General features: G+C 75.1%; 23 protein-coding genes. 8 read left to right on the forward strand and 15 right to left on the reverse strand.

The window, feature by feature from the left end:
* Nucleotides 1–9: 9 nt before the first annotated feature.
* The 7 genes from BJP40_RS05880 to BJP40_RS05910 form a co-directional block, all read right to left on the reverse strand.
* On the reverse strand, nucleotides 10–1989 hold the full coding sequence (locus tag BJP40_RS05880) for a TOMM precursor leader peptide-binding protein (protein WP_071279175.1): 1980 nt from the start codon (nucleotides 1987–1989) through the stop codon (nucleotides 10–12).
* Nucleotides 1976–4147, reverse strand: coding sequence for a TOMM precursor leader peptide-binding protein (locus tag BJP40_RS05885; RefSeq protein WP_071279177.1), 2172 nt, complete (start codon nucleotides 4145–4147; stop codon nucleotides 1976–1978). Before BJP40_RS05885 ends, BJP40_RS05880 begins: the two co-directional genes overlap by 14 nt.
* A gap of 6 nt (nucleotides 4148–4153) precedes the next feature.
* Nucleotides 4154–5968, reverse strand: a complete 1815-nt coding sequence (locus tag BJP40_RS05890; RefSeq protein ID WP_071279179.1) for an AfsR/SARP family transcriptional regulator — start codon at nucleotides 5966–5968, stop codon at nucleotides 4154–4156.
* 8 nt (nucleotides 5969–5976) lie between these two features.
* Complete coding sequence (locus BJP40_RS05895; RefSeq protein ID WP_071279181.1) at nucleotides 5977–6258, reverse strand: hypothetical protein; 282 nt, start codon at nucleotides 6256–6258, stop codon at nucleotides 5977–5979.
* A gap of 407 nt (nucleotides 6259–6665) precedes the next feature.
* A complete protein-coding gene (locus BJP40_RS05900) occupies nucleotides 6666–7103 on the reverse strand; it encodes a hypothetical protein (RefSeq protein ID WP_071279182.1) in 438 nt (145 codons plus the stop codon).
* 166 nt (nucleotides 7104–7269) lie between these two features.
* Nucleotides 7270–7818, reverse strand: a complete 549-nt coding sequence (locus BJP40_RS05905) for a copper chaperone PCu(A)C (RefSeq protein WP_079170955.1) — start codon at nucleotides 7816–7818, stop codon at nucleotides 7270–7272.
* A gap of 521 nt (nucleotides 7819–8339) precedes the next feature.
* Nucleotides 8340–9071 (reverse strand): PRC and DUF2382 domain-containing protein, encoded by a 732-nt coding sequence (locus tag BJP40_RS05910; RefSeq protein WP_071279184.1) that lies wholly within the window; start codon nucleotides 9069–9071, stop codon nucleotides 8340–8342.
* Nucleotides 9072–9401: 330 nt separating this feature from the next.
* On the opposite strand from BJP40_RS05910, the gene BJP40_RS05915 reads away from it, so the two are divergent.
* The gene (locus tag BJP40_RS05915) at nucleotides 9402–9605 is read left to right on the forward strand and encodes a cold-shock protein (protein ID WP_071267942.1); all 204 of its coding nucleotides are present in this window, start codon (nucleotides 9402–9404) and stop codon (nucleotides 9603–9605) included.
* Nucleotides 9606–9851: 246 nt separating this feature from the next.
* On the opposite strand, the gene BJP40_RS05920 is transcribed toward BJP40_RS05915, so the two are convergent.
* The 3 genes from BJP40_RS05920 to BJP40_RS05930 all read right to left on the reverse strand — a co-directional run bounded on the left by BJP40_RS05920 (nucleotide 9852) and on the right by BJP40_RS05930 (nucleotide 12191).
* Nucleotides 9852–11048 (reverse strand): FAD-dependent monooxygenase, encoded by a 1197-nt coding sequence (locus tag BJP40_RS05920; protein WP_071279186.1) that lies wholly within the window; start codon nucleotides 11046–11048, stop codon nucleotides 9852–9854.
* Nucleotides 11045–11677, reverse strand: a complete 633-nt coding sequence (locus tag BJP40_RS05925; protein WP_226962821.1) for a TetR/AcrR family transcriptional regulator — start codon at nucleotides 11675–11677, stop codon at nucleotides 11045–11047. The genes BJP40_RS05920 and BJP40_RS05925 overlap by 4 nt, the downstream gene beginning before the upstream one ends.
* 169 nt (nucleotides 11678–11846) lie before the next feature.
* A complete protein-coding gene (locus tag BJP40_RS05930; protein ID WP_071265995.1) occupies nucleotides 11847–12191 on the reverse strand; it encodes a helix-turn-helix transcriptional regulator in 345 nt (114 codons plus the stop codon).
* A 120-nt stretch (nucleotides 12192–12311) separates the two neighbouring features.
* Here BJP40_RS05930 and BJP40_RS05935 point away from each other — a divergent pair, with 120 nt between their 5' ends.
* The 5 genes from BJP40_RS05935 to BJP40_RS05955 all read left to right on the forward strand — a co-directional run bounded on the left by BJP40_RS05935 (nucleotide 12312) and on the right by BJP40_RS05955 (nucleotide 19178).
* Nucleotides 12312–13394: an NADH:flavin oxidoreductase/NADH oxidase gene (locus BJP40_RS05935; protein ID WP_071279190.1), complete on the forward strand. Its 1083-nt coding sequence runs from the start codon at nucleotides 12312–12314 to the stop codon at nucleotides 13392–13394.
* A 1011-nt stretch (nucleotides 13395–14405) separates the two neighbouring features.
* Nucleotides 14406–15245 (forward strand): RNA polymerase sigma factor SigF, encoded by an 840-nt coding sequence (locus tag BJP40_RS05940; RefSeq protein ID WP_177204314.1) that lies wholly within the window; start codon nucleotides 14406–14408, stop codon nucleotides 15243–15245.
* 494 nt (nucleotides 15246–15739) lie between these two features.
* A complete protein-coding gene (locus BJP40_RS05945) occupies nucleotides 15740–16816 on the forward strand; it encodes a glutamate--cysteine ligase (RefSeq protein ID WP_071279192.1) in 1077 nt (358 codons plus the stop codon).
* 526 nt (nucleotides 16817–17342) lie between these two features.
* Nucleotides 17343–17996, forward strand: coding sequence for a bifunctional 2-polyprenyl-6-hydroxyphenol methylase/3-demethylubiquinol 3-O-methyltransferase UbiG (locus BJP40_RS05950; RefSeq protein ID WP_071265991.1), 654 nt, complete (start codon nucleotides 17343–17345; stop codon nucleotides 17994–17996).
* A gap of 150 nt (nucleotides 17997–18146) precedes the next feature.
* Nucleotides 18147–19178: a YihY/virulence factor BrkB family protein gene (locus tag BJP40_RS05955; RefSeq protein ID WP_071279194.1), complete on the forward strand. Its 1032-nt coding sequence runs from the start codon at nucleotides 18147–18149 to the stop codon at nucleotides 19176–19178.
* A 98-nt stretch (nucleotides 19179–19276) separates the two neighbouring features.
* Here the strand turns inward: BJP40_RS05955 and BJP40_RS05960 are convergent, their stop codons facing one another.
* From BJP40_RS05960 to BJP40_RS34010, 4 genes are all read right to left on the reverse strand, one after another.
* Nucleotides 19277–20584 carry a DUF2254 domain-containing protein gene (locus tag BJP40_RS05960; RefSeq protein ID WP_071279196.1) on the reverse strand — a complete coding sequence of 436 codons (1308 nt, stop codon included), beginning with the start codon at nucleotides 20582–20584 and terminating at the stop codon, nucleotides 19277–19279.
* Between the two features lie 330 nt (nucleotides 20585–20914).
* A complete protein-coding gene (locus BJP40_RS05965) occupies nucleotides 20915–21349 on the reverse strand; it encodes a PRC-barrel domain-containing protein (protein ID WP_071269379.1) in 435 nt (144 codons plus the stop codon).
* A gap of 2 nt (nucleotides 21350–21351) precedes the next feature.
* A complete protein-coding gene (locus tag BJP40_RS05970) occupies nucleotides 21352–21921 on the reverse strand; it encodes a PRC-barrel domain-containing protein (RefSeq protein ID WP_071269380.1) in 570 nt (189 codons plus the stop codon).
* Complete coding sequence (locus BJP40_RS34010; protein WP_177204311.1) at nucleotides 21918–22067, reverse strand: hypothetical protein; 150 nt, start codon at nucleotides 22065–22067, stop codon at nucleotides 21918–21920. Before BJP40_RS34010 ends, BJP40_RS05970 begins: the two co-directional genes overlap by 4 nt.
* 459 nt (nucleotides 22068–22526) lie before the next feature.
* Between BJP40_RS34010 and BJP40_RS05975 the strand changes: the two genes are divergently transcribed.
* A complete protein-coding gene (locus tag BJP40_RS05975; RefSeq protein ID WP_079169341.1) occupies nucleotides 22527–23867 on the forward strand; it encodes a PP2C family protein-serine/threonine phosphatase in 1341 nt (446 codons plus the stop codon).
* On the opposite strand, the gene BJP40_RS05980 is transcribed toward BJP40_RS05975, so the two are convergent.
* Nucleotides 23864–24772, reverse strand: coding sequence for a LysR family transcriptional regulator (locus BJP40_RS05980; protein WP_071269382.1), 909 nt, complete (start codon nucleotides 24770–24772; stop codon nucleotides 23864–23866). The two genes, BJP40_RS05975 and BJP40_RS05980, sit on opposite strands and share 4 nt — an antisense overlap.
* Nucleotides 24773–25024: 252 nt before the next feature.
* On the opposite strand from BJP40_RS05980, the gene BJP40_RS05985 reads away from it, so the two are divergent.
* The gene (locus BJP40_RS05985; RefSeq protein WP_107416718.1) at nucleotides 25025–25828 is read left to right on the forward strand and encodes a gamma-glutamyl-gamma-aminobutyrate hydrolase family protein; all 804 of its coding nucleotides are present in this window, start codon (nucleotides 25025–25027) and stop codon (nucleotides 25826–25828) included.
* The last annotated feature ends 289 nt before the right edge of the window (nucleotides 25829–26117 follow it).

Below are 26117 nucleotides of genomic sequence, written 5' to 3' on the forward strand. Positions count from 1 at the left end.
CGGGGGCGCTCACGGGAAGGGGTGCGGCGCGGGGTTGAAGTCGGCGGGGGCGAGGTCCCGGTCGCGCAGTCCGGCCTCGCGCAGGGCGGTGCGGAGCCGGGGCATGCCCAGGGCGCGCTGCCGGGTCCAGCCGAAGTCGATCGGCAGCAGCCCCGGCACGAGCACGCTGACCGTGGTCAGGCCCAGGTCCCGCTGTTCGGGCAGGGTCTGGTCGACGGCGATCACGTCGAATCCGGCCGCCGCGACGGTCGTGACGCACCACTCCAGGTCGTCCCGCAGGTCGTCGGAGACGGGCGGCGCCGGGCGCGGCGCCCCCGGGCCGTACAGCTCCGTGAAGGAGCGCAGGGGCGGCCGGGGCGCTCCCGGTCCGCCGAGCAGGAAGTCGGCGTGGTCGCCCATCTCGGGGACTCCGTAGGCGAGGGGGTGGTCGTGCAGGGCCTCGACCTTGGTGAAGTCGTCGGTCATGGCGCGCAGCCGGTCCCAGTCGCGTTCGGTGCGGTTCTGGAGGTTCACGGCGTCGGTGGCGATCTCGCAGAGGGCGCCCGCGAGCGCGGCCTCGGGGTCGAGTCCGGCGCCCGCGCCGAAGCACATGCGGCCGGGCCCGCCGTCGGGCCGTACGGCGACGCCGGTGACGACGGGGAAGGGGAAGGTGATCCGGGTGTCGAAGAAGCGCGCTTCGTAGCCGTACATCTCCAGCCGGTCCACCGTGGCGCGGGTGGCGGGGCGGGTGCTGGTGCGGGGGTCGATCTCGGGGAGTGCGGCCCGCCCGTACCAGGCGAGGAGGAAGGCGTCGCGCTCCACGACCTCCATCAGGCCGCAGTACACGGCTTCTTCGAGGCAGCCGCCGGAGGCGCAGCCGTTGGAGGACTCCTGCACGAAGCGGTTCTCCAGCCCCGGCGCGTGGTAGTACGTCAGCACCTCGGGGACGAGGACGGGTTGCCGGTCGCGCAGGGAGTGGCCCCACACCCAGGGGATGACGCGGTCGGGGCGGAAGGGGGCGACGCGGGGGTTGGCGCGGTGGAAGGCGTCGGAGTACAGACCGCACAGGCGGGGGTCGAGCGCCGGTTCGCCGTGTGCGCGCAGGCTGTCCAGGGAGGCACGGACCGCCGCCCGCCGGGTGCGGGCGCGCATGCCCGCGTACCGTTCCAGGCCCTCCAGGACGCCGATGCGCATGCTCTGCGCGAAGGTGTCGGCGTGGCCGCCCCAGTACGTCTCGCGGAGGTAGTCGCCGGAGCGCATCGAGAAGCAGCCGATGGTGGCCGACGTGGACAGGGACGACACGTCCTGGACGACGGACGGCCCCAGGGACCCGCAGACGGGGTTCGTGTACGGCTCGGGCGGCAGGTCGTAGGCGGCGAGGTCCCGGACGCGGAAGCCGCCGGGGCGGTGCTTGGGCGCGGGCCGCAGGTGCAGGGCGGCCGCTTCGGGGGTGTCGGGTTCGGGTTCCGCGCAGGCGGGGCACTCGGGGTCGGGGACCAGCGGGTAGGCCCGGGTGCGGAGCGTCTCCAGGTCGACGAGGCGGACGAGCGGGTAGCCGCCGGAGGGGGGTTCGGTGCCGCCGGTGGTGCGGGCGGCGACGAGCGCGGCGACCGTGTCGGCGGCGAACGGCGTCAGGTACGGCGTCTCCCCCGCCGCCCGGGTGTCCCCGCCCCGCTCCAGGGCATCCCGCAGCGGCACGGACCTGACGGCCTGCCAGCGGCGGTCCAGGCACCGCCCGCACGGGCGTCGCCGGCCGGCGGTGGGGAACGGCCCGACGATGACGTGCCGGCCGTAGTGCCGCACGGGCACCGCGCCGGGTGGGCGCCCGCCGCCCCGCGGGGCGGCGCCGTCGGGCGGGCCGTCGCCGTGCTGCTCCCCGCCGGGGACCGCCGCAGTGAAGGCGTCGCGGACGCCGAGGGGCGCCACGTCCAGTTCCACGCTGACGCCGTGCCGGGCGAGGGCCGTGTGCAGGGCCTGCGCGAGGCGGCGCGTCGCGTCAGCCACGGGCATGCGCGCCGTCCTCGGGGCCGGTGGTGAGGAGGACGTACGCGGTGCTGATGCCGCCCGGCGGCAGGTCGGCGGGGGTGGTAGGGACGTGCAGCACGTCCCGGCCCGCGGCGCGCAGCCGCTCCAGGACCGTCGGGAAGTCCGTCGCGGCCGTGTCCGCGGCCAGCGGCGCGCCCGTCGTGGCGACCGTCCCGGGTGCCAGGTCGCCCATCAGCGGGTCGCCCAGGTCGACGGGGGTGGCGGGGTCCTCCGCGGCGAGCTGCACCTGCCCCAGCAGGTCGCGGAGGGCCGCGCCGGCGGCGGCCGCGCGGGACAGGCCGGCGCCGACCGCCCAGCGGCCGTCGGCGGACCGGGCCAGGACGACGTGGGCCGTGGTGCGGGCGGGCTCCCCCAGGTCGAGCAGGTCCACGTCGGCGCCCAGGGTGCCGGCCGACTTGAGCAGGAACACCAGTTCCGGTCCGGCGCCGTCCCCGTCGGCCGTCAGCGGGCGCACGTCCGCCGTGCCGCGCACCGCGCGCAGGAGGGCGTCGTGGGCGAGCGCGGACAGCAGACCCCGGCCGGCCGCCTCCTCCGGGGTGGCGCCGGCTCCCGTTCCCGCGCGGGTGGCGAGGTGCAGCCGGGCCCGGTTGTGCTCCCCGAAGGGGCGCACGGCGGCCGTGGGCACCCGGACCGGCTCCTTGGTGAGGAGGGAGGTCGCGGCCGTCCACGAGGTGACGGGGGCGCCGGTGCCTCCGCCGGTCGCCAGCCGGTCGGGGCCGACCGCGGGGGCTCCGTCCGCGTCCGGCGTGCCGGTGCGGGGTGGCACCACGTGCTCGACGTACGTCTCGGCCGCGGCGTGCAGCGCCCGCATCCGGGCTCCCGCCAGGTGGTGCACGTCGAAGGCGGCGAGGGTGCGCCGGACCCCGGCGCCGAGGGCCACCTCGACCCGGCTGACCTTGAGGGGTGTCTGGGTGATCTCCTCGTCGGCGTAGCGGCGGAAGGTGCCCGTGTACGGGCGGACGAGGGCGCCACTGGTCTGGTTGAGGCCGTCGACGAGGGCCTCCGCGTCGCGGGCGGTCTCTACGGTGGGCGTGGCGGGCAGGGCGAGCCCGTCGGGCAGCGGGGCGCCCGCGGTCGCGGTGAGGGCGGCGCAGCGGCGGCAGCGCGGGTGCGGCCGTACGGGTTCGGCGACGACGTCCAGGGACTCCAGGTCCTGGAGGAGGATCTGCTGCCGGGTCTCGGGGGGCAGGGCTCCGGTGGTGAGCCGGAAGACTTCGTAGGCGAGGAGGTTGCCGGTCATGGCGGCGACGGGTCCGGCCGGCAGTGCCCGGTCGGCGGGGGGTGCCACGCCGCCGGCGACGGTGGCCCACAGCTCGGCGGCGGCTCCCGCGTCGGTGTTGCCGCCGAGGCGGAGGACGGCGCAGGTCCAGCAGCCGGTGGACGCGGCGGTGGTGAGCGGGCCGGTGACGTGGTGGCCGCCGAAGCCCCAGGAGGGTATGAGGGTGCGGCCTTCGGGCACGCCCGCGGCGAGCAGCCGCCGGGTGGTGGCCGCGGCGTCGGGGCCGGTGGCGATGACGACGTCGTACGCGGCGAGCTCGGGCCAGTCGGCGTCCGGGGCCAGGTCGTCGACGCGCACGGGGCAGCCGTCCGCGTCGAGTTCGGCGGCCTCGCGGGCCACGTCGGGGAAGGCCGTGGTGACGGCGATGCGGGCGCAGCCGTTGCGGACGAGGCCGAGGGCGCACCAGCGGGCGGTGGCGTCGTCGCCGAGGACCGCGACGCGGGTGTCGCGGAAGCGGGTGAAGCGGGCGGGGGCGCCGTTGGCGTAGTGGTCGATGTAGGCCGTTTGCGCGGCGAACCGGCGGGCGGGCCCGTCGGCGGCGGGCTCCGCGGTGTCGGCCGCGGGGACGTCGCGGGCGAAGTCCCGTTCGTAGAGCGTCTTCACGAGTTCGGCCGCCAGGGCGCGCTGCGGCGGGCCGAAGCCTTCGCAGATGTCGCCGAGGGTGTGCTGCCCGGCGAGGTGCGGGACGAGGAGGGAGGCGAAGCGGTAGGCGGTGCGGCCCGTCAGGTGGAAGCCGCCGTCGGCGTTGTGGAAGAGCACGCCGCCGGGGGTCTCGGTGAACAGCACGTCCCGGCGTATGCGGGGCCGGGTCGCGGCGAGGGCGTCGAAGGGGGTGTCGACCATGCGGGGTCACACTCTTTCTGTGGTCTCGGGACGTGGGTCGCGTGCCGCGGCGGCTCTACGCGCGTACACGCGGAGCAGTTCGTGCACCCGGTACGGGCCGGGCGGGCCCTCCTCCAGGAACCCGGCGTCGGCCAGCCGCTCCAGGACGTCCTCCGTCTCGGTGCCTCCCGTGCCGAGGGCGGCGGCGCCGTCGGCGGGGCGGAAGGCGGCGGACGGCAGGGAGGCGACCCGGACGAAGGCGTCGGCCAGGCGGGGGTCGAGCCGGCCGAGGGCGGTGTCCAGGACGCGGGTGACGGACAGTCGCGGGTCGTCCGCCAGGGAGAGCCGGGCCGGCGGGTCGCCGGCCAGCCATCCGGCGGCGTCCGCGAGTCCGAGCCCGGGGCGGGTGAGCAGCCGTGCGGCGACGATCCGCAGGGCCAGCGGGAAGTAGCCGCACAGGGCGGCGAGCCGCCGGGCCGCGGCCTCCTCGGGCCGGACCCGTTCGGCTCCGAGCGCGGCGGTCAGCAGCCGGTGGGCGTCCTCCTCGTCCAGGGTGGACAGCCGGTGCACCTGGCCGCCGTGGGTGGCGACGAGCCCGGCGAGGCCCATGCGGCTGGTGATGACGGCGGCGCTGCCGGGCCCGGTCGGCAGCAGCGGCCTGACCTGGTCGGCTTCGACCACGTCGTCCAGGACGAGGAGGACCGGGGCGTCGGAAGCGCCGTCCCCGAGGGCGGCGGCGACCGCGGCGGCGGCTTCCGCGGCGTCGCGGGGCCGCCCGTCGGCGTGCACCATCGGCACGTGCAGCAGCCCGCCGGGGAAGCGGTCCCGGACGTGGTGGGCGACGTGGTGTGCCAGGGCGGTCTTGCCGATGCCGGGGGCGCCGGACAGCAGGATGGTGACGGGCTCGTCGCGGGCTGCGGCGAGGCGGGCCGACATGGCTGCCGCCTCGGCCGTGCGGCCCGTGAAGGACGGCACGGGGGACACGGGGACCACCGGGGGTGGCGGCTCGCCGCCGCCCGCCGCGGGGGGTCGGCGGACGGCGACGAGGTCGGTGGCGGGGCCGGCCGCGGCGAGGGCCCGCGGGCCGTCGGCGCACGGCCCCAGGTCGTCGCCCCGGAGGATGGCCAGCTCCAGCCGGCGCAGCCCCGGCGAGGGGTCGACGCCCAGTTCTTCACGCAGGTACCGCTTCACCCGCCGGTACTCGGTCAGTGCCTCGCTCTGCCGCCCGGTGCGGTAGAGCGCCTCGATCAGCTGCTCGTGGAACCGCTCGTGCCCGGGGTGGGCGCGGGTCTCGCTCCACAGGGGCACGAGGGCCTCGCCGCAGCGGCCGAGGGACAGTTCCAGGTCGCAGACCCGCTCGACGGTCCGCAGCCGCTCCTCGACGAGGCGCGGCGCCTCGTCGCGGTGCAGCGTCTCGGAGCGGACGTTGGCCAGCAGCGAGCCGCGCCACAGGGCCAGGGCGGCTTTGAGCGTGCGCAGTTCCGCTTCCGGGGAGTGCGTGAGCCGGGACGCCTCGCGGGTGGCGTCCCGGAACCCGATCAGGTCGAGGCTGCGAGGTCCCGCGCTGATCCGGTAGCCGCCGGGCACCGCTTCGATGGGGGTGTCGACCACGCCGTGCTTGGCGAACAGCCGCCGCAGCCGCAGGACGCAGGTCTGGAGCGCGGCCTTCGCCGTGGCGGGCTGTTCCTCGCCCCAGATGGCCCGCTGGAGGTACTCGGCGGACACCACCCCGTTGGCGTGCAGCAGCAGGGCGGCCAGCAGGTTCGTCGGCTTGGAGGGCTGCAGGACGACGGTGTCGGTGCCGTCCGTGATGCTGAGCGGCCCGAGCAGCTCAAACCGCATGCGGTGGCCTAGTCCCAGCCGTTGACCAACTGGCGCAGCGCGGGCGGCGCCGCGTGCAGCGGCAGCCGCGCGGCGGCGTGCCCCGCGTGGTGGAGCGCCGCGCGGACGGCCCGCTCCGGGAGGTCCTGCGACGGGGTGGAGACGGCGGGCGCGGGGCTCCGGCCGGCCGCGGCACCGGGCGGGGTAGCCGCCGCGGCCGTCGTGGCGCCGATCGACAGCACGGCGGCGGCAAGGGCCAGGGAGGCACCGGCACGTGTCCACCCGGCGGACGTCTTCGCCGCTCCGGTCATGCTTCCCCCTCGGATCGCTGCATCGGCTCGCTCCGCTCCGGTCGTGTTCTGCGGTGGGCAGAACGATGCCAGCGATGCGCCCGCGCCATGCGTGGCGGCCGTGTCAGCTTGCTGCACGGCGGATGCAGCTTGGTGCCAGACGTGGGGCGAACCCCGCCGCACCGTGCGCCGTCGGCCGCCCCTCCGGAGCGCGGGACCGGGGCGTTGTGCGCTGCGGGGGCGTGAGGCGTGCCGCTCCCGGGTGCCGGCTTGCCACCGGAGGGCCGGCGGTACCGGCTGTTCGGGTCTCCTGTGTCCGGGGCGGCTTCGAGGACCGGCACCGCGGCTGCCTGCACACCGCTCCGTGCCGGTACGGCTTTCCGGCGCCACGCCCAGCGGTGCGGACGGAGTGCGCCGGCACCACTGGGTCACCGGTCTGCGGCGTCCGCCCTTCCCCGTGCAAGGGCGAGGGAGGCGAGCGACAGGGCGATGAGCGCGCTGCCGACCGCGAGGTCGTTGACGCGGGCGGCTCCCGCCGCGGCGGTGTCGGCGTAGCTCAGCGCGAACGGGGCCACGACCAGCCACACACCGCCCGCGAGGACGATCAGGTCGGCTGCCCGCCCCCGCGGTCTGATGAGGCGTGCCAGGGCGACGCAGAAGACGACGATACCGACGAGCATCTCGGTGAGGTGGGCGTCGCCCGAGGGTTCGTTGAACGGGTAGCCGATGACCCAGGCCCCGATGAACAGCCAGATCGAGGCGGCGAGCATGAGGACGGTGATCGGCCCGTCCCTCAGTCCGCGGCCGAGCTTCCTGGTGGACGGGCGTACCTGTGAGGGGGGTGACGTGGAGTCGGTGCGGGGCATGGCTGCCTCCTTTCCCACGCGGGCCCCGCCTCGTGGGCTCGTACGCCGTGCGGGTACCCCCGTCAGGGCATGTCGGACAGCCGACGCAGGGGTTTCCGGTGGTGGGCACGGCCCGGAGGGCGGCCGCTCCCACCCGCAGGCCGGGGACGCTCCGCCGCCCGGTGGGTCACTGCTCCGGGGAGGGCGGTGTGAGACCGGGCGTCTCGTCCTCGTCGACGTACGTGGGCACCTGCGCGTGCATCTGGAGCGCCACCTCCCCGGCGCGCTCGAAGCGCAGCGTCACCCATGCGTAGTCGCCGCCGCGCAGTTCCTCCTTCACGCCGCGCAGGAGCAGGTGCGGCTGCCCCTCCGCGAGTTCCACCAGTTGCCCGGACGGCACGTCGACGGCGCCTCGCGGAGTGCCGTCCGCGGTGACGACGTCCACCGACTCGGCGATGGTCGTCGCACCGCCGAGGAGCCGGTCGGAGGTCTGCGCCTCGTTGTAGAGCCACAGGTACACGGGCACGTCGGCGCCCTCCTCCCAGGGGCCGTTCGGCGGCTCGGCCATGTGGGCGTAGCGGATCAGCATGGCCCCGACGCGGGCGTTCGCACCGGGCGGGTTGTACTTGCCCTGAGTGGAGTCGCACCCGACGAGCACCGCGGCGGCGAGACAGCCGCTCGCCAGCCCGCAGGCCGCCCGACGCAGACGGAGACCGAGACGCCGGCGGCTCTTCATGCGGTGGTCCTCACCTTGCTTCGCGAGTACGGATTCGCCTCCACGTTCTCCCCTGATGCCGCTCGGGGTGTCCGGAGTTGGGCCGGATGGCGGGTGGAGGTGCCTCGGAGGTGTCAGTGGGCAGGCCGCGAGCCGGGGCGCGGAGGCGTCCTTCAGCAGGAAGCCGGACGGGCCCGCGCGCAGCGCCGCGTACGTCCGGCGGCAGGGCGGCCCCGGCTGCGGACCCCGGAGCTCGGGCCCCGGGTTCCGGCGCTGCGCACCGGCGGATCGTGCGGCGCCGGCCGGCGCCCGCGCAGCGCGGTGAGCTCCTGCCCGGTGTGTGCGCCGCCGGCCCGGCTCGCGGTCCGCGGCCGGCCGGGTCGCTGCGACGCGGCGCGCGCGGTCGTCGGCGGAGAGCCGTCCCCGACCGCCGGCCGCGGGGGGCCTGGCGGTGCGGACGCGCTGCCGGGCGGAGCGGCACCCGTGTACGCGTCGCCGGCTGCGCACGGAACGGTGCCGGGGTGCCGCCCGGGCCGGAGGGGTCAGGCCCGCTCGTCGGGCTCGTCCTGCAGGCCGGCCTCGATGCGCTCCTTGCGCACGCGTCCCTCGACCGTCTCCTGTTCGGTGTACTCGTCGGTGGCCAGCCGGACCCGCTCGACGGGCTCGGTGCGTGTCTCCACGACCGGCCGCTCCTCGTGCAGGGTGACCTCGTGTTCGGACTCGGAGATCTCCGGCCCGGACAGCGCGGCGTCACGGTTGGCCTCGGTGATGGGCTCGCGTTCCAGCCGGACCTCTTCGTGGCGCACCGGGATCGTCTGCTGCACCTCCTCTGTCACGACGTACTTCCGCAGGCGGGCCCGGCCGGCTTCCCGGCGCTCGACGCCCACGTGCATCGACTCCTCCGAGAGGGTCATGGCGTCGTCGCGGCCGCCGCCCTCGGCCGCCAGGTCGCCGCCCCAGTCGACCTCGAAGTAGTCGTACAGGCGGCGCTCCTCGTCCGCGGAGAGGTGTCCACCGGCTTCGACATCGGCCTTCGGGGCGCCCTTGACCTTGTCCTTGTCGTACGGCACCTCCAGGTGGTCCTCCACGACGTCTGCGTCGCGCACGGGCACGAAGGATTCCCGCGATCCGAAGAGCCCGGTCGAGACCGTGACCCATTCCGCCTGGCCTGTGGCGTCGTCGAGGAGGACGTGCTTCGCTTCTCCGATCTTGCTGCCGTCCCGCGCGTACACGGGCCGGTCCAGAACTGCTGGTACCTGTTCACGGCTCAGCACGATGGCTCTCCTCAGCATCGGTGTCTTCAGGGTCTCCGCGACGCGTATCCCTGCCCATCAGCCGCAAACGGGGTGAAATGCTGACATTTCACCACTCCAAGACAGGCTGCCGCGGAGGCGCCCAGCACCCCGGCCGGCCCCGGTGGTCCAGACCCTGCGGCCCGCGCCCCTCCGGGCGGCGGGGCGCCCGCGACACGCACGAGCGGGAGCCTGTTCGTGTGGCGTTCGGCCGTGGCGTGCCGGTGTGCCGCGCACGGCCCACGTAGCGTCGGGGATGGCGTCCCGGGCAGTTGGGCCCGGGGCGTTCGGTGATGTCACGAGGAGCAGCAGATGCCGACGGGAACGGTGAAATGGTTCAACAGCGAGAAGGGCTACGGCTTCATCGAGCAGGACTCGGGGGCGCCTGACGTCTTCGCCCACTACTCGGAGATCAACGGCAGCGGCTTCCGCGAGTTGCAGGAGGGGCAGAAGGTCTCCTACGAGGTCGCCCAGGGCGACCGCGGGCCGCAGGCGACGGGCATCACCGGGCACTGACCCGGTCTCCCGGCGGCGGCACCGCGCCGGTGCCGCCGCCGGGAGGGAGGGGTGGCGGTTCCCTTTCCGGAGCCGCCACTTCGCGGGTTGCCTCAGTGCCCGACCCGCCGCCGGGCACGACCGTCGTTCCGGCAGCCGTCCTGTCGAGCCCTCAGGGAGCGGCGCCTGTCGCCGCGTTGTTCCCGACGGTGCCCGCGCGGGCACCGTGGTCACCACGGCCCCCGCCGGGCGACGATCAGCCGACCCTCACCCGTGGGACCCTCGCCCCCGGCCCGGGGCGTGCCGGGCGAGCACGGCGGGCTTCCCCGACAGGGAGCGCGCCAGCAGCCGGTCCACTCCCGGCAGCGCGGACAACCGGAGGGCGGCGTGCCGCATGCGGAGCCGGGCCCGCGTGGACGGCAGGAACCACTCGGCCGCCGCCCGGCCCGCTCGCTGCCGCTCCTCCGCCACGGGCCTCCACCGGGCCTCGTAGGCGGCGGTGGCCGCCTCGACCGTTGCGCCCCGCTGGAGTTCCTCGGCGAGGACATACGCCCCGGCCACGGCCAGGGAGGCGCCCTGGCCCGCGAGCAGGGAGACGGCGTGGGCGGCGTCGCCGGTGAGCACCGTGCGGCCACGGCGCCAGCCGTCCGTGACCACCTGGGCCACGTGGTCGTAGTACAGCTCCTCGTGCGGGGGGCACTGCTCCAGGGCGCGGGGCACGACCCAGCCCAGGCCGCCGTATGCGGCGCGGAGGGCGGCGCGGGCGTCGGCGGGGCGGCGCGGATCCGTGCTGCGGTGCACGGCGAACGCGGCCACCCGCCCGTCACGCAGGGCGTAGAAGCCCATCTGGCGCCCCACGGTGTCGGTGAGGCAGAACCGGCCGTCGACCTCGCGCCGCACGTCGGGGGCGTCGAAGAGGAAGGCCGCGGTGTGGAAGCCGAGGTGCCGCACCCGGGGCTCCTCCGGGCCGAACACGAGCGCGCGTACGGTGGAGTGGACGCCGTCGGCGCCGACCAGGAGGTCGGCGTGCTCGACGCGGCCGTCCTCGGTCGTGACGCGCACCTCGTCCCCGGTGTCCTCCACGTGTCGGGGGCCGGTGCCGAAGCGCAGGTCCACCCGGTCCGACAGGCTTTCGCGCAGGGCCCGTTCGAGATCGGGCCGCATCAGGCTCAGCAGCCGCCCGCCGACCGCCCGAGAGAACCGCCCGTAGTCCAGGCCGCCGCGCCGGCGGCCGTCCTCGTCCACGTACGCCACCTCGGACACCGGATAGGCCAGCTCCCGCAGCCGCGGCAGGAGCCCCATCGCCTCGGCGGCTTCGTGGCCGGGGCCGAAGAAGTCGACCATGTACCCCTGCTCGCGGGGGCCGGGTGACTTCTCCAGGACGATGACGTCCCAGCCCATCCCGTCCAGCCGCTGCGCGAGGGCGAGCCCCGCGATGCCGGCACCGCAGATCACCGCCCTCACCGTGCCTCCTCCTCACCGTCGGCGGGGTCGGCGGCCCGCAGGCCGCCGCCGTAGACCGCCAGCACCTCGTGGCCCCAGCGCTCCAGGCCGGGCGGGGAGAGCGGATCGACGCCGAGGGCCTCCTCGATGCGCCGCCGCAGCAGGAAGACGGCCAGGTCGTTGACGAGCAGGAAGGCGGCCCGCACGTCCGGGTCCCGGCCGGTGGCCGCCGCCCCCTCCCGGGCCATCTCCGCGAGGGTCCGCCGGCTCAGGTCGAGCAGCCGGCGGAAGAGGTCCTGCCCGGCGTCGCCGTCGGCGGTCAGCATGCGGCTCAGGTAGCCGGGGACGGGTGAGTCCCCGGGGAGTCCCGCTGCCACCGCCTGCGCCAGGGAGCCCACCGGACCCCCGTCCGCGACCTCCTTCAGCATCCGTTCGAACACGGCCACCACGTGGCGGTCGACTTCTTCCCGCAGCCCCTCCTTGGAACCGAAGTGGTGCACGACCAGTCCGGGTGAGACACCGGCGGCCGCAGCGATCTGCCGGACCGGCACCCGGTCCGGCCCCTTCTCGGTGAACAGCTTCAGGGCCTCGTCGCGGATCCGCGCCCGAGTGGTCCGGTCCTCGGGCTCCTGGGATGAACCTGCACGCATTGAACGCATGTACAGGATGCTAAACGATCGTTCAATCCCGAGGGAAGGGGCCAGCAGGAAGAGGGGGGAGCGATGCATGCGGATCGACGCTCGGACGGCTCACCCCGCAGGGCCCCGGCCAGGGCCCCGCGCGACGGCGCCCCCCCACCACCAGACCACGGCTCGCCGGCTACGGCTCGTCGACCTGCCGGGCGGCAGCGGACAGGACCGCGTCGAGCAGGCCGGGGAACAGGGCGTCCAGGTCGTCGCGACGCAGGCCGTTCAGCTTGGCGGTGCCGCAGTAGACCTGACGGATGACGCCGCTCTCCCTCAGGACGCGGAAGTGGTGCGTGCTCGTCGACTTGGCCACGGGCAGCTCGACGTGCGAGCAGGAGACCTCCGACGCGGCCGCCGCCAACTCGCGGACCACACGCAGCCGCATCGGATCGGAGAGCGCGTGGAGCACGCCTTCGAGGCGGATCTCGTCACGGGCGGGATGCGCGAGTGTACGCGGCCCGGTCGCGGCGGGTGTCATACGGACTCCAGTGAGGTCGACTCCCCGCCATTGTACGAGAACCATCGTAGTTTGACATCTGCCGTACTACGAAGGCTATCGTACAAGCTTCGTACCGGTCCCGCCCGAATGGAGTCCGCCGTGAGCACGCTGTTCGAACCCCGCACCCTGCGGTCCCTGACCATCCCGAACCGCGTCTGGATGGCGCCGATGTGCCAGTACAGCGCCGATGCGACGGGCCCGGACACGGGCGCCGCCAACGACTGGCACTTCGCCCACTACGCCGCCCGCGCGGCCGGCGGCACCGGACTGATCCTCCTGGAGGCGACCGCGGTGTCCCCGGAAGGGCGGATCAGCCCGTACGACCTCGGCCTCTGGAACGACACCCAGGTGGAGTCACTGCGCCGGATCACCGCGTTCCTCAAGGCTCAGGGCACGGCGCCGGGCGTCCAGCTCGCACATGCAGGCCGCAAGGCATCGGCGGACCGCCCCTGGCAGGGCGGCGCCCCGATCGGCGCGGACGCGCACGGCTGGCAGCCCCTGGCCCCCAGCGCGGTGCCCTTCGACGAAGGCCATCCGGTGCCGACGGAGCTGACGCCGGAGGACATCGGCCGCATCACCGGGGAGTTCGCGGCCGCCGCCCGGCGGGCGCTCGCCGCGGGCTTCGAGGTGGTCGAGGTCCACGGCGCCCACGGCTACCTCATCGGCGAGTTCCTCTCCCCGCACAGCAACCACCGCACCGACGCGTACGGCGGCTCCTTCGAGAACCGCACGCGGTTCGCGCTGGAGGTCGTGGACGCCGTGCGGCAGGTATGGCCCGACGACCTGCCGCTGTTCTTCCGCATCTCGGCGACCGACTGGCTGGAGGGCCGCCCGGGGTGGACCGCCGACGACACCGTGCGGTTCGCCGCGCTGCTGCGGCAGCACGGCGTGGACCTGCTGGACGTGTCCAGCGGCGGCAACGCCCCGCGGGTCGACATCCCGGTCGGCCCTGGGTACCAGGTGCCGTTCGCGGCCCGCGTGCGAGCCGAGACCGGCATGCCGGTCGCCGCCGTCGGTCTGATCACCGAAGCGGAGCAGGCGGAGAAGATCGTCGCCAACGGGGAAGCGGACGCGGTCCTGCTCGGCCGCGAACTGCTGCGCAACCCGTCCTGGGCACAGCAGGCGGCCCGCCGGCTGGGTGGCGAGGTGCACGTCCCGGAGCCGTACCACCGGATGGTGTGACGACGCCGCACCTGGCGGCACGGGCTGCGCCGGCAGGCCGGCCGGCCAGCCACCCGCCTTCTGGGTCACGACTGCAAAGTCCCGTCCGCGCACCGGCCACCGGTCGGGGCGCCGGCGCCGCAGCCGGGTTCCGCGTCGGTGGCGGGAGTACGGGTCGACGGGCGCGGCGGCGCCACGCGGCGTCGGCGCGTCCTGAGGAGGTGCGGGACAGAGCTCTCGCAGCGGCGGCACGACACGGCGCTGCCGCAGGTCGCAGCACCCGGACCGGGTCACTTGCGGGCCGGTGCAGACGGCACCCGGGCGGGCCGGGCGCCGATACCGAGCACGGCGCGCACGGTCCGAGCCGAGGGCCGCGCTTCCGGTGCGGGGGATTCCGGCCAACTCCGGGGCCTCGGAGCCGGAGCGGCTGTGAAGAAGGCACCGGTTCGGCCGTCACGGACGTCGACATCGCGTGAGCGAAGTGTGAAGGCGGCGCTCCTGCTGCACCGTGCGCCTCCGGACGGCTCCCTCCTCCCACGAGCCCGCGGCACCCGTGGGCGGGCGCCGCGGGCAGAGGTACGGGGGGCGCCGCGCAGCCGGCCCCGCCTCCCCCGACACACCGCCGCATCACGACGGCGCCCCGCAGCTCTGGGGCCGCATCGGGATCAAGCCGCAGGTCCGCGGGGCGAAGGGGCCCGGCGGCGGGGCGGCTCCCTCAGCCCCCACGCGGCCGCCGCACCGGTGAAGCCCCACCGTCCGCGGCGAGCACCCTCCCCACGCCGAGCGCACGGTCGCGAGCCGCATGCCGGACCGGCCGCTCCGGCCCTCGGCGTGCGGACGTGACCGAGCCGCACCCGCACCCCTCTCCACTTGGCCGAATACCGTCGGCCGAGACCCCTCGCAGAGCAATAGCTGAAAACTTTTGCGCATGATTCGGAGTGAGCGGGTAAGCGGCCCCATGTCCCCCTGGGGCGTCCGCGAGAACGAGCGCAACCGAGAGGAGTCGAGGTGAGCCCGACCATCACGGCGACGGTGGAGAACAGTGTCGGCGAACTTGTGGAGGCGACCGGACTTCCCGAAGTGGCCGACCCCGGTGCGGTCAGCCCCCGCGACGCGCGGGAACTGTCGAGACTGTTCTTCGACCGGCTGGTCGCGCTGGAGGAAGGGACGCCGGAACACCAGTACGTCCGCAACACCCTCATCGAGATGAACATGTCCCTCGTCCGCTACGCCGCCGGGCGGTTCCGCAACCGCGGCGACGAGATGGAGGACATCGTCCAGGTCGGCATGATCGGATTGATCAAGGCGATCGACCGGTTCGACCTGACGCGCGGCGTCGAGTTCTCCGCCTTCGCCGTTCCGTACATCGTCGGCGAGATCAAGCGGTTCTTCAGGGACACGACCTGGGCCGTCCACGTGCCCCGGCGGCTTCAGGAGGCCCGCGTGACGCTGGCCAGGGCCACCGACGAGCTCACCACCCGGCTCGGCCGCAGCCCCACGGTGCGGGAGGTCGCCGAGCTGACCTCGATGACCGAGGAGGAGGTCATCGAGGCGCGGGTGGCCTCGAACGGCTACAACTCCGTCTCGTTGGACGCCCCCGTCGGCACCGAGGGGAACGACGACGACTTCGCCCTCGCCGACTACATCGGCGTCGAGGACACGACGATGGAACTCGTGGAGGACTTCCACTCCCTGGCTCCGCTGATGTCCACCCTGGACGACCGCGCCCGGCGCATCCTGCACCTGCGGTTCGTGGAGGAGAAGACGCAGGCGGAGATCGGGAAGGAGATCGGCATCTCGCAGATGCACGTCTCCCGCCTGCTCTCGCGCACGCTCACGCACCTGCGCTCCGGCCTGCTCAGCCCCCGCTGACACACCGGCGGAATCACGAAGCCCGCCGGGCATCCCCCTTCCTGTACGTCCCTCCGGGTGGTCGGCGCCACACAGGGGCCCCGACAGGGTCAGGGGCGCGCGGTCACGCATGCGTGCGGCGCGATCCCGTGGGCAGTTCCCGGTCGCCCGGTCGGCCCCGTCCGTCCTCCGTGCGGACCAGACGTTCCGGGTCGTACGCCGAACACGGCCCCTTTCCGTTGTCTCCTTGCACTTCCGCGGCAGGGGCGACGAGACGGTGGAAAGGGGCCGCGCCGAACGGGCCGGGCGGCCTGCCGGCGGCCGACCCCGAGGAGGACTCGGCAGGGCGACGCCCTCCCGGGGCCGAGCCCGCGAGCCACGGGCCGCCGCCGAGGAACGCCGGACCGGCCGTCGCCGGAGCCCGCCCACCGCGGGCCCCCGCCCCGGCGCGGAAGAGAGACGGCGGCAGGGAGCCGTCGGCACGACAGCGAACGACGACACGGAAGGACCAGGCTGTGCGCAAGATCGGCGTCGAGGAGGAGCTCCTGCTCGTGCATCCGGACACCGGGGAGCCCAAGGCCGTGGCCGGGGCGATCCTGGCGGCGAGCGGCCCCGCGGACGCCTTCGAGGCGGAACTGCACCGCGAACAGCTGGAGTTCGCCACCGAGCCGCACACCCGGATGCGCGCCCTGGAGGCAGAGGTGCGCAGGTGGCGCGCGTCCGCCGCACGGCACGCCCTGGAGGCCGGCGCCCGCCTGGCGGCCCTGGCCACGTCCCCTATGGAGGTAGCCCCCACGATCGGCTCGGACAAGCGGCACCGATGGCTGGCGGAGGAGTTCGGGCTGACCACGCAGGAACAGCTCACCTGCGGCTGCCACATCCACGTGGAGGTCGAGTCGGACGAAGAGGGCGTGGCGGTCATCGACCGGGTCAGGCCCTGGCTGTCCACGCTGCTGGCGCTCAGCGCGAACTCCCCGTTCTGGCAGACCGTGGACAGCGGCTACAGCAGCTACCGCAGCCGGGTCTGGGCACGCTGGCCGTCGGCGGGGCCGGTGGAGGTCTTCGGTTCGGCCGAGCGGTACCACGAGCGGGTGCGGGCGATGCTCGACACCGGGGTGCTCCTGGACGAGGGGATGGTCTACTTCGACGTCCGGCTGTCCCACCGCTACCCGACCGTGGAGTTCCGGGCGGCCGACGTGTGCCTCGAAGCCGACGACACCGTCCTGCTGGCCATCCTGGCACGCGGCCTCGTCGACACGGCGGCGCGCGAGTGGCGGGCCGGGGAGCCACCGAACCCGGTGGGCGTGAGCGCCTTGCGGCTGGCGTCGTGGCGGGCCGCGCGCTCGGGTCTGTCAGGGTCCCTCCTCCACCCGGATTCGGGCACTCCGGCCCCCGCGCACGTGGTGGCGCACGCCCTCCTCGACCACGTGTCGGACGCCTTGTCCGACACGGGTGACCTGGGCGAGGCGAGGGAGCGACTGTCCGAGGTGCTGGGCCGCGGCAACGGAGCCGACCGCCAGCGGCGGGTGAAGGAGCGGGAGGGAGACCTGTCCGCCGTCGTGGCGGACGCGGTGTCCAGGACGGTGGCCTGAGCCGGGCCCGCCTGCCACGTGCCGCCTGCTGCTGACCGCTCGCCGCTCGCCCCGGCCTGCGGGCCGCCCGCTGCCGCCCCGCACGACCGCCCCCGTCGCGGGCCGCGGACCGACCGGGGCACCGGTTCCCGCGCCGGTGGCCACGGCTACGGCTCCGCGTCGGGTCCCGGGCGACCGCGCTTCGCCTCCGCGGACGGATTCCGCCGGCCACGGCTACGGCTCCGAGCGCTGACTCGGCAACCCGCGGCCACGGCTCCGCCCGCGGTCCGCCCTGGGCGGGGCACGGGCCGCATCCCCTTCCCGGACGGCGGGCGCCTTGCCCCACGCGGACCGCTGCGGGCGGGCAGGCCCGCTGGGGGCGGCGCTCACGGTGCGCCCCGGACGCAGGCGCACCCGGGGGCAGTGCGCCCTCACCACCGGCCTGCACCGAGCGCGGCGGTCCTGCCCCGGCCGACATGTCGACGCCGCCCCGCGGGTAGGGCGTCCGGCACCGGCGCCCTGCCGGTCCTGCGGAAGGAGCAGCCCCATGAGGGAAGACGGTCACGGTCGCCGGGCCCTGTCGGCAGCGGAGCTGTTCGACGACCTCGGCCTCGACTACGAGAGGGCCTTCTGTCACCTGCCGGAGCAGCGTGCGGCGGTCGAGTGGCTGGCCGCACGGCTGCGACCGGCGGCCAGGGTCCTGGACGTGGGCAGCGGCACGGGGCTCCCGGTCGCCGGGGCGCTCGCGCTCGCCGGCCACGAGGTCACCGGCATCGACGTGTCCGCGCGGATGGTGGCCCTCGCCCGGCAGCGCGTCCCCGCCGCCCGGTTCGAGCAGTGCGACGTGCGGGACTTCCGTGCGCCGGACGGCGGCTTCGACGCGGTGTGCGCGTTCTTTCCGCTGCTGATGATGAAGCGGGCGGAGGCTTCCGCAGCGATGCGGCGCATGGCGGGCTGGCTCGCCCCGGGCGGCTACCTGGTGAGTGCGACCGTGCCGGCGGACGTCGAGGACGCGGAGATCGTGTGGATGGGCCGCCGCGCCCGGGTCTCCAGCTTCCCGCCCGAGGAGTACGTGCGGCTGCTGCGCGAGGACTGCGGCCTCGACGTGCTGCACCACGCCGTGTCCGTGTTCCGTCCTGACGTACCCGCGGGGCACCCGGAGGAACACCTTTTCTGCTACGCACAGCGCCGTGTCGCCTGAGCGGGCCGGGAGCGGCGTCGCCCGGCCGCGGCGGCTACGCGCCCGGTCTGCCCCGCCCACCGGTGAGTCGCGGAAGCCCCGTACCGGGCAGTCCGGAGTTCCGCGACCACCCGGTGGGTTGGAGCGGGCAGCCGTGGCTACCCGCCGCGTATGGGAGCCCACGACGGCAACGCACACGACAGGCCTCCGGAAGAGCGTCCGGAGCAGTACGGTCCCGGGCCCGAGGTCGAGCGCCGCGCGCCGGACGGGCTCAGCGACATGCCGAAGCGGTCCTGGCGCGAAGTGCTGCGCGGGACCCTGAAGGAGTTCAAGAAGGACGAGCTGACCGACCGGGCCGCCGCCCTGACCTATTACGGCATCCTGTCCGTCTTCCCAGCGATCCTTGTGCTCATCGCGGTGCTCGGGCTGATGGGCAGGTCGACCACCGACGCCGTGCTGGACAACATCCGGCAGCTCGCGCCCGGTCCGGCGCGGGACGTCCTCACCGAGGCCGTGCAACAGCTCCAGGGCAACGCCGGGTGGGGTTCCGTCATGGCGGTCCTCGGTGTGGCGCTGGCGGTGTGGGCGGCGTCCGGCTACGTGGCCGCGTTCATCCGCACGTCCAACGCCGTCTTCGACGTGCCGGAGGGCCGGCCGGTGTGGAAGGTCCTCCCGCTGCGGCTCGCGCTGACGGTCCTGCTGCTGGTGCTCTCGGTGATCACCGCCGTGATCGTGGTGTTCACCGGTGGACTGGCGCGCCGGGCCGGCGAGGTGCTGGGGCTCGGCGACGCGGCGGTGACGGCGTGGTCGATCGCCAAGTGGCCGGTGCTGGTGCTCCTCGTGGCCCTGCTGATCGCCCTTCTGTACTGGGCGGCTCCGAACGCGAGGCTCCGGGGCTTCCGGTGGGTGACGCCCGGGAGTCTCCTCGCCCTGGCCATCTGGCTGGTCGCGTCCGCCGGCTTCGCCGTGTACGTGGCGAACTTCGGCTCGTACAACAAGACCTACGGCACCTTCGCCGGCGTGATCATCTTCCTGATCTGGCTGTGGATCACGAACATCGCCATCCTCCTCGGCCTGGAGTTCGACGCGGAGACGGCGCGGCAGCGCGCCGTGGCGGGCGGGCACCCTCCCGAGGACGAGCCCTACACGGAGCCCCGGGACATCGCCACGTGGGACGAGGACGACCGGCGGCGGCTTGACTGACCGCGGTCGCCTGCGCGGTGCCGTACGGGCCCGCCCGTCCCGGTGCCGCCGCCTGGCGCCGCCGGGACGGAGTGGAACGGGGCGGGCGGCGGCCTCCGCTACGCGGGCGCGATCATCCGGGTGAGTTCGTCGCCGAGGGCGTCGAGCCGGCGGCGCTCGGTGGCCGGGAACGCATGGCGGCCGATCAGGGTGCGCATCTCCCGGTGGTAGCCGTCGAGGAGGGCGTGGTGCTCCGGGCGCACCGTCCAGGCGAGTTCCTGGAGCAGCCGCAGCAGCCGCGCCAGCACCGCGGGTTCCGCGCCGCCGTAGCGCAGCGGCTGGTGCACGGCGAGGTCCAGCAGGTCGGAGAGGCGCGGGCGGTTCAGGACGGCCCGGAGGCGGTGGTCGTCGTCGTACAGGAGGCGGGGGCCGAGCGGGCGGCCCGCGAGGTCGCACAGCAGGGCGGAGGAGTGCGACAGCGCGTGCACCGCGGTCGTGGGGTCGTTGATGCCGGGCGAGAGCGCCCGGACGGCGACGTCGGTGAGCTGGCGCAGGGCGAAGGCGATGTCCTGTTGGTCGGTGCGTTCACGGGCGGTGGACACGGCCCGCGCCGCGTCGTGCAGGAACTGCTCCTTCCGGTCGCGGTCGAACGGCGTTCCGTCCCGCCGCCACACGCACCCGATGGGGGTGCCGGCGATGAGGGAGCTGCCGGGGAACCGGTCCACGATCACGACCCCGTCCGCTTCGACGGCTTCCTCCAGCAGCGCCCGCTCGTGGACCCGGTCCAGGAATCCCGACCGGGCGGCCAGGAGCGGCACCGCGTGGAGCGGCGGCTCGGGGATGTCGTCCTCGCCCGCCTCGGCCCGCGGGTGGCCCTGGAAGACACGGGCGACGGTCCGCTCGGCGTCGTGGTGGACCCGGGTGATGAGGGTCTCCACCCGCAGTTCCAGCGCCAGATGGGACAGGAACAGGACGAGCGCGAGGACACTGGCCAGGGCCAGCACGAACGCGACGGTCACCGAGGCCTGCGGCACGAAGGGCCGCTGCCCCTCCTCGGCGGTGCGCACCGTGCGCAGGACGGTGAGGGCGTACGTGAACGTGGCGAGGAACAGGGCGAGCGTGACCTGCACGTTCCGGTCGGCGGAGAAGGTGCGCAGCAGCCGCGGCGAGTACTGGGAGCTGGCCAGTTGCAGGGCCACCACGGTCAGCGAGAAGGTGAGCGCCGTGACGCTGATCAGCGATGCGGCGATGGCTTCGAGCACCGTGCGGGCGGCGGCCGCTCCCCCGCCGAACAGGTAGGCGGCGACCTCGCCGGTGCCGCTGCCGATGCTCTTGTCCAGCTCCGGCAGCGCCACGCCGGCGATGACGGCGAGGACCACGCCGGCCGCGGGCAGCGGCCACAGCTGCGTCCGGAGGCTCTCACGCATGGCTGCGGAGGCGCGGGGCGGGGCGGGCGGCCGTCGGCGGGCCACCGCGTGCGGTTGCGGAGCGGCCCTCTTCGCGGGTGGGGGCCGTAAGGGGATCGGGGCGGCATGCTCTGCCGGGTTTCCGGTGCTCCATGAGGGCCACTATGCAGCGGCGCCGTGCCCCTGGCCGTGTTCGACCCGCCCGCGGCCCGGCGAACGGAGGCACCCACGAGGTGGCCGGACACCTCTCATACGGGCACTGGCGCTGTGGGATGGGCGGCGCGCGCCGACAGCCGGCCCCGCCCGGTGGCTGCGTCCCTGCCCGGTAGCCGTCCGGCGATCGAGTCGGGCTCAGTCGGTGACGATCGTGGCGTACGAGCCCACTTCTAGGAGGTGGTCGCCGGTGATCCGCCCGTCCGTGGTGATGAGGTGCCGGACCTCCCCGGTGGCCTCGTCGAAGTCGATGTCCATGAGCGTGCCGCCGCCGGCGCCCGTCTCGGCCAGGACCGGCTTGTCGAGCGGGTCGTGGCGGGAGTGGGCGGGGTCCGACGGTTCGATGTCGCGCTCGTCCCTGATCCGGTCCCCGGCGTCGACCGTGACGGCGTCGGAGCCGAACGCGTGGATCCGGTCCCAGTCGACTTCGGGTCGGGCCCGCCCCTTCGCCTTGAGCCGCAGACCCGTGATCCGCGCGGGGGAGCCCGCCAGGGTGCAGGTGCTGATGGTGCCGACGGCCTCGGCCGTGGCAAGGTCGATCACCGGGCGTCCCCGGGCCTCGCTGAACAGCATGGCTACCGCTCCTGTCCTGCGTCGTCGCCTCCGGGGCGCCGCAGCGCTTCGGCGGCGGACTCGAACCCGTCGAGGTCACCGGCCCGGTGCCGGGCCGCGGCGTCGGGCACGACGATCCGGTCACCCGACACGGCGACGGGCCCGTCCACCGGAACCAGGACCCTGCGCCGCTCCCGCGTCTCGACCTCGTAGCCCGCGACCACCGGGTGCCTGCCCGTCTCGATGATCACGTCGGTGACCGTGCCCATGAGCGTGCCGTCGCGGGTGATCATCGTGGCACCCAGCACGCCGAAGCCGGAGCCGCCGCCGGACGCCTTCCTCCTCTTCCTGTCCTCCTCCAGTGCCTCCTCGTCACGGACCATCACCGCGTCCGGGCCGAGGCCGTGCACGTCGTCCCAGGGCAGGGTGCGGTGCAGCGGTCCGGCGAGGAGGCCGCGGCCCGACAGGGTGAAGGCCGACACGGAACCGCGGGCGGGGTCGAAGACCACGTCCTTGACCTGCCCGACGTCCTCGCCGTGCAGGGTGACGACCGGTGTGCCGCTGATGTCCCGCGCCCTTGTGTACGTGCTCACCGTGGGCCTCCTTCGTCGTGGGTCGAGCGTGACCCTCCACGGGCGATCACCCCGCCGGCGCGGCGCCGGGCCTGCACGGCGAGCGCGGCCACGGCGAGCACCAGGAGGACCGCCGCAACGATGACGAGCCAGATCCACCACTCCATTGCCAGCTCCCTCCGGCCGTCGGGGCCGGCCCCGCGCGCCACGGCGCGGAGCCGACCGCTGATGCCCCTCGGGTACCCGTTCCGTGCCGCCCACACGCGGAGCCGGCCGTCACCGGCCGGGCAGGGGGCGGCCGGGCGGAACGGCACGGCGAGCAGGGGCTGCGGCCGGCCGCAGCCCCCGGGCGGGAGACGCGCGGCCGAGCCGACCGGGACCGCCGCCCGGTGGCCACCCCGGGCGCCACCCGTCCGAGCGGTCCGCCCGCCCGGCCGTGCGAACCACGTGCAGGTTCGCGGCGGTGCGGGGTGCCTGCGCGCACGCGGCGGGCTCCGCGGGCAGCTCCCGGGGGCGGGGCGGCGGAGGGCCGCGGAGCCGCGACGACTGGCGGCGGCCGTCGGGGGTACCCCGTGCGGGACCAGGCCGGCGCGTGGGGCGCCGGCCGGGACGGACGACGAGAGGCCATGGCACCCGGGGACGAGTCGGCGGCGCGTGGCGGGGCGGCCCCGCTCCGGCTCCGGCCGCGTACGGACGACGGGCCGGAGGGCATCGCCGCGCAGCTGCAGGCCCTCGCAGCTGCCAAGGACAGGCTCCAGGGGCTGCTGGACGCGGTGCTGGCCATCGGCGGCGCACTGGACCTGCCGACGGTGCTGCACCGCATCGTGACGACCGCGATGGAGCTGGTGGGCGCGCGCTACGGCGCGCTCGGCGTCCTGCACGCGTCCGGGGACCGGCTGGAACAGTTCATCACCGCCGGTCTGACGGACGACGAGTACGCCGCTCTCGGCGGTGTCGACTTCCCCCACGGCAGGGGGGTGCTCGGCCACCTGATCCACCATCCGGAGCCGCTGCGCGTGGAGGACATCCCGTCGCACCCCGCCTCCGTCGGCTTCCCGCCCGGCCATCCGCCCATGCGGACGCTGCTCGGGGTGGCCATCACCGTCCGCGGCGAGATCTACGGCGACCTGTACCTGTCCGAACGGCGTGACGGCAGGCCCTTCGACCAGGACGACGAGGACGTGGTGCGCGCCCTGGCGGGCGCGGCCGGCATCGCCATCGAGAACGCCCGCCTCTTCGGGTACATGCGGGACAGCGCCGAGCAGTTCCAGCGGCTGCTGCTGCCCGTGCTGCCGGACCTCAGTCCGTTCTCGGGCGCCGCGGAGTACCGCACCGCGGCGGAACCCGCCGGGGTGGGCGGCGACTGGTACGACGCGGTGGTCCTGCCCGACCGGGCGTGTGCGGCGGTCATCGGCGACGTGGTGGGGCACGACCTGCACGCCGCTGCCGCGATGGCGCAGGCCCGCAACATGCTGCGGGCCCTGCTCTACGACCGCAGGACCCCGCCCAGCGCGGTGCTGACGCAACTCGACCGGACGGTGCACGCGATCACGGACCTGCCGGTGACCACGGCGTGCCTGGCGCGGTTCGAGCCGGTGGGCGACGGCTGGATGCTGCGCTGGAGCACCGCGGGCCATCTGCCGCCGCTGCTCCTCACGCCCGGTGGCCGCACCGCCTACCTGCACGCCGACCCGGGTGTCCCGCTCGGTGTGGACCCGGACATCCACCGTCCCGACCACACCTGTCCCCTGCCGGCCGGCAGTACCGTGCTGCTGTTCACGGACGGTCTGGTCGAGCACCCGCGGCACTCCCTCGACGAGGGGTTGGAGGCGCTGGCCGCACTCGCCGCCGCCCACGTCGACAGCCCGCTGACCGACCTCGTGCGCGCGCTCGCCGACCACCACCCGAGCGACGGCCATGACGACATGGCCGTGCTCGCCCTGCGCACCCCGCCGGGACCCTCCTAGGGGATCGCCGTACGGGCCTGGGTCGCCAGCATCCGTTCCAGGGCCAGGATGGCGCGCGGCGTGTGGCGGGTGTCGAGGCGGACCGTGTAGAGGAAGCGGGTCGGTGCGGGGTCCACCAGGGGCCGGGCGACGACGTCCTCGGTGCCGCGGGGCAGGGCCAGCCGGGGCAGCAGGGCGACGCAGAGGCCGGCGGCCACGAAGCCGAGGACGGTGTTGAAGTCGTCGCCCTCGTACTCCAGGCGCGCCTCGAAACCCGGGACCTTCGCCATCTGGGACAGCAGCTCCAGGCGCAGGGCGGCCTCCGGGGCGGCTATCCAGGTCTCCGAGGCGAGGCTCGCCAGGTCGATCGTCTCCCGCGCCGCGAGGGGGTGCCCCGCCGGGAGGACCGCCACGACGGGGTCCCTGACCACCAGCGTGCGCCGGAGGGTGCGGGGTGGCGGCAGCGGGATGAAGTCGTAGTCGTAGGTCAGCGCGAGGTCGAGGTCGCCGCGGTCCATCCGGCTGTGGCTCGCCTCGGGCTCCAGCTGCGCGAGGCTGACCTGCACGTCGGGGTAGGCGGTCTGCAGTGCGGCGAGCGCCGTGGGGACGACGCGGTTGGCGGCGGAGGCGAACGCGCCGAGTCGTATGCGGCCCACGGTGCCGGCGCGGACGGCGTCCAGTTCCAGGGCCGCCGACGCCAGGGCGGTGCGGACGCCCTGCTCGGCGTCGAGGAGGATCCGGCCGGCCTGGGTGGGCCGCACCGGGCGGCGCTCCAGGACGCGGAGCCCGGCCCGGCGTTCCAGTTCGGCGATCTGCTGGGAGACGGCGGGGGAGCTGTACCCGAGCTCCCGGGCCGCCGAAGCGAAGGAGCCGTGGCGGACGACGGCTTCGAGGGTGGCCAGGAGACGCGGGTCGAGACTCTGCACGGCGTTAAGTGTGGCTTACCGGTCGTGAAGATGTCATTTCTTGTGCTTAACGGTATGGCCCGGCAGGATTCTTCTCGCGGACACCGGCGCGTCCCGCGCCGACCGCGGCCCCTCCCCCTGCTCCGTACCGGGCTGCCGGCTGCGTGCGCCTCCGTACGCGGACGGCCGTCGGCCGTGCAGGCGCGGCGGCCCGGCCGTGTCCGCGTCTTCCGCTCAGCGACGAGCGTGAAGGGCACCTTTCAGAGGATCGACGTGCACACACCGCTCATCGGCATCACCACCTACCTCACCGACGCGACCTGGGGCGCATGGGACCTGCCCGCCGCCGTGCTGCCCGCCGCCTACGTCCGTGCCGTCCAGGACGCGGGAGCCCGGGCCGTCCTGCTGCCCCCGGACGACCCGGCGGCCGCCGCGGGCGTCGTCGCCCGGCTGGACGGACTCGTCCTGGCCGGCGGCGAGGACCTCGACCCCGCCCTGTACGGCGCCGAACGGCATCCCTGCACCGACGCCGCGGTGCCCGTGCGGGACCGGTGGGAACTGGGCGTCCTCGCGGCGGCGCTGGCCCGCGCCGTCCCGGTACTGGGCGTCTGCCGGGGCATGCAGCTGATGAACGTGCACGCGGGCGGCACCCTGCTCCAGCACCTGCCGGACCGGGTCGGCCACGAGGACCACAACCCCGTCATCGGCATGTTCGGGCGCCACCGCGTCACCACCGTCCCGGGCACACGCGTCGGCGGACTGCTCCCCGGCGCCCTGGAGGTGGCGACGCACCACCACCAGGCCGTCGACCGCCTCGGCGCGGGCCTGGTCACGGCCGCCCGTGCGGACGACGGCACGGTGGAGGCGCTGGAGTACGCCGACGGGCGGTTCGCGCTCGGCGTGCAGTGGCACCCCGAGATGGACCGGGACGCGGGACTGCTGGCGGCCCTGGCCGCGGAGTCGCGCCGCCGGGCGGGCGCGCTGCCGGAGAGCCGCCGCAGCGGCTCCGCCGCCGGGAGCCTCCTCACCGGGGCGCCCGGGGTCCACGCGCCCGCCGCCCGGCCGGCGGCGCACTGAACGGCCCGGGCCGACGGCCCCTCGGGCGTACCGGTCCGCTCAGGCCCGCCACACCCCCGCTCCCCGTTCTGCCGCGACCGGGGCGGACCGCCGGTGCCGCGCGCTGCTCCCGGCGGCCCCGCACCGTACGCGCCTCGACCTCTCGGCGCGCGAGCCCCGGGGCAGCCGCCCCGAGCGCGCGGTACGCCCAGGGCTGTGCCCTCCGCCGGTACCGCTCGCCCCCGGCATCCCGCGGGCCGCACGCCGCCCTCGGGCGACCGCGGCTCCCGACCGGCCCCCGCCCCCTGCG

Origin of the sequence: Streptomyces sp. CC53 (assembly GCF_001865245.1) — a bacterium.
Lineage (GTDB): Bacteria > Actinomycetota > Actinomycetes > Streptomycetales > Streptomycetaceae > Streptomyces.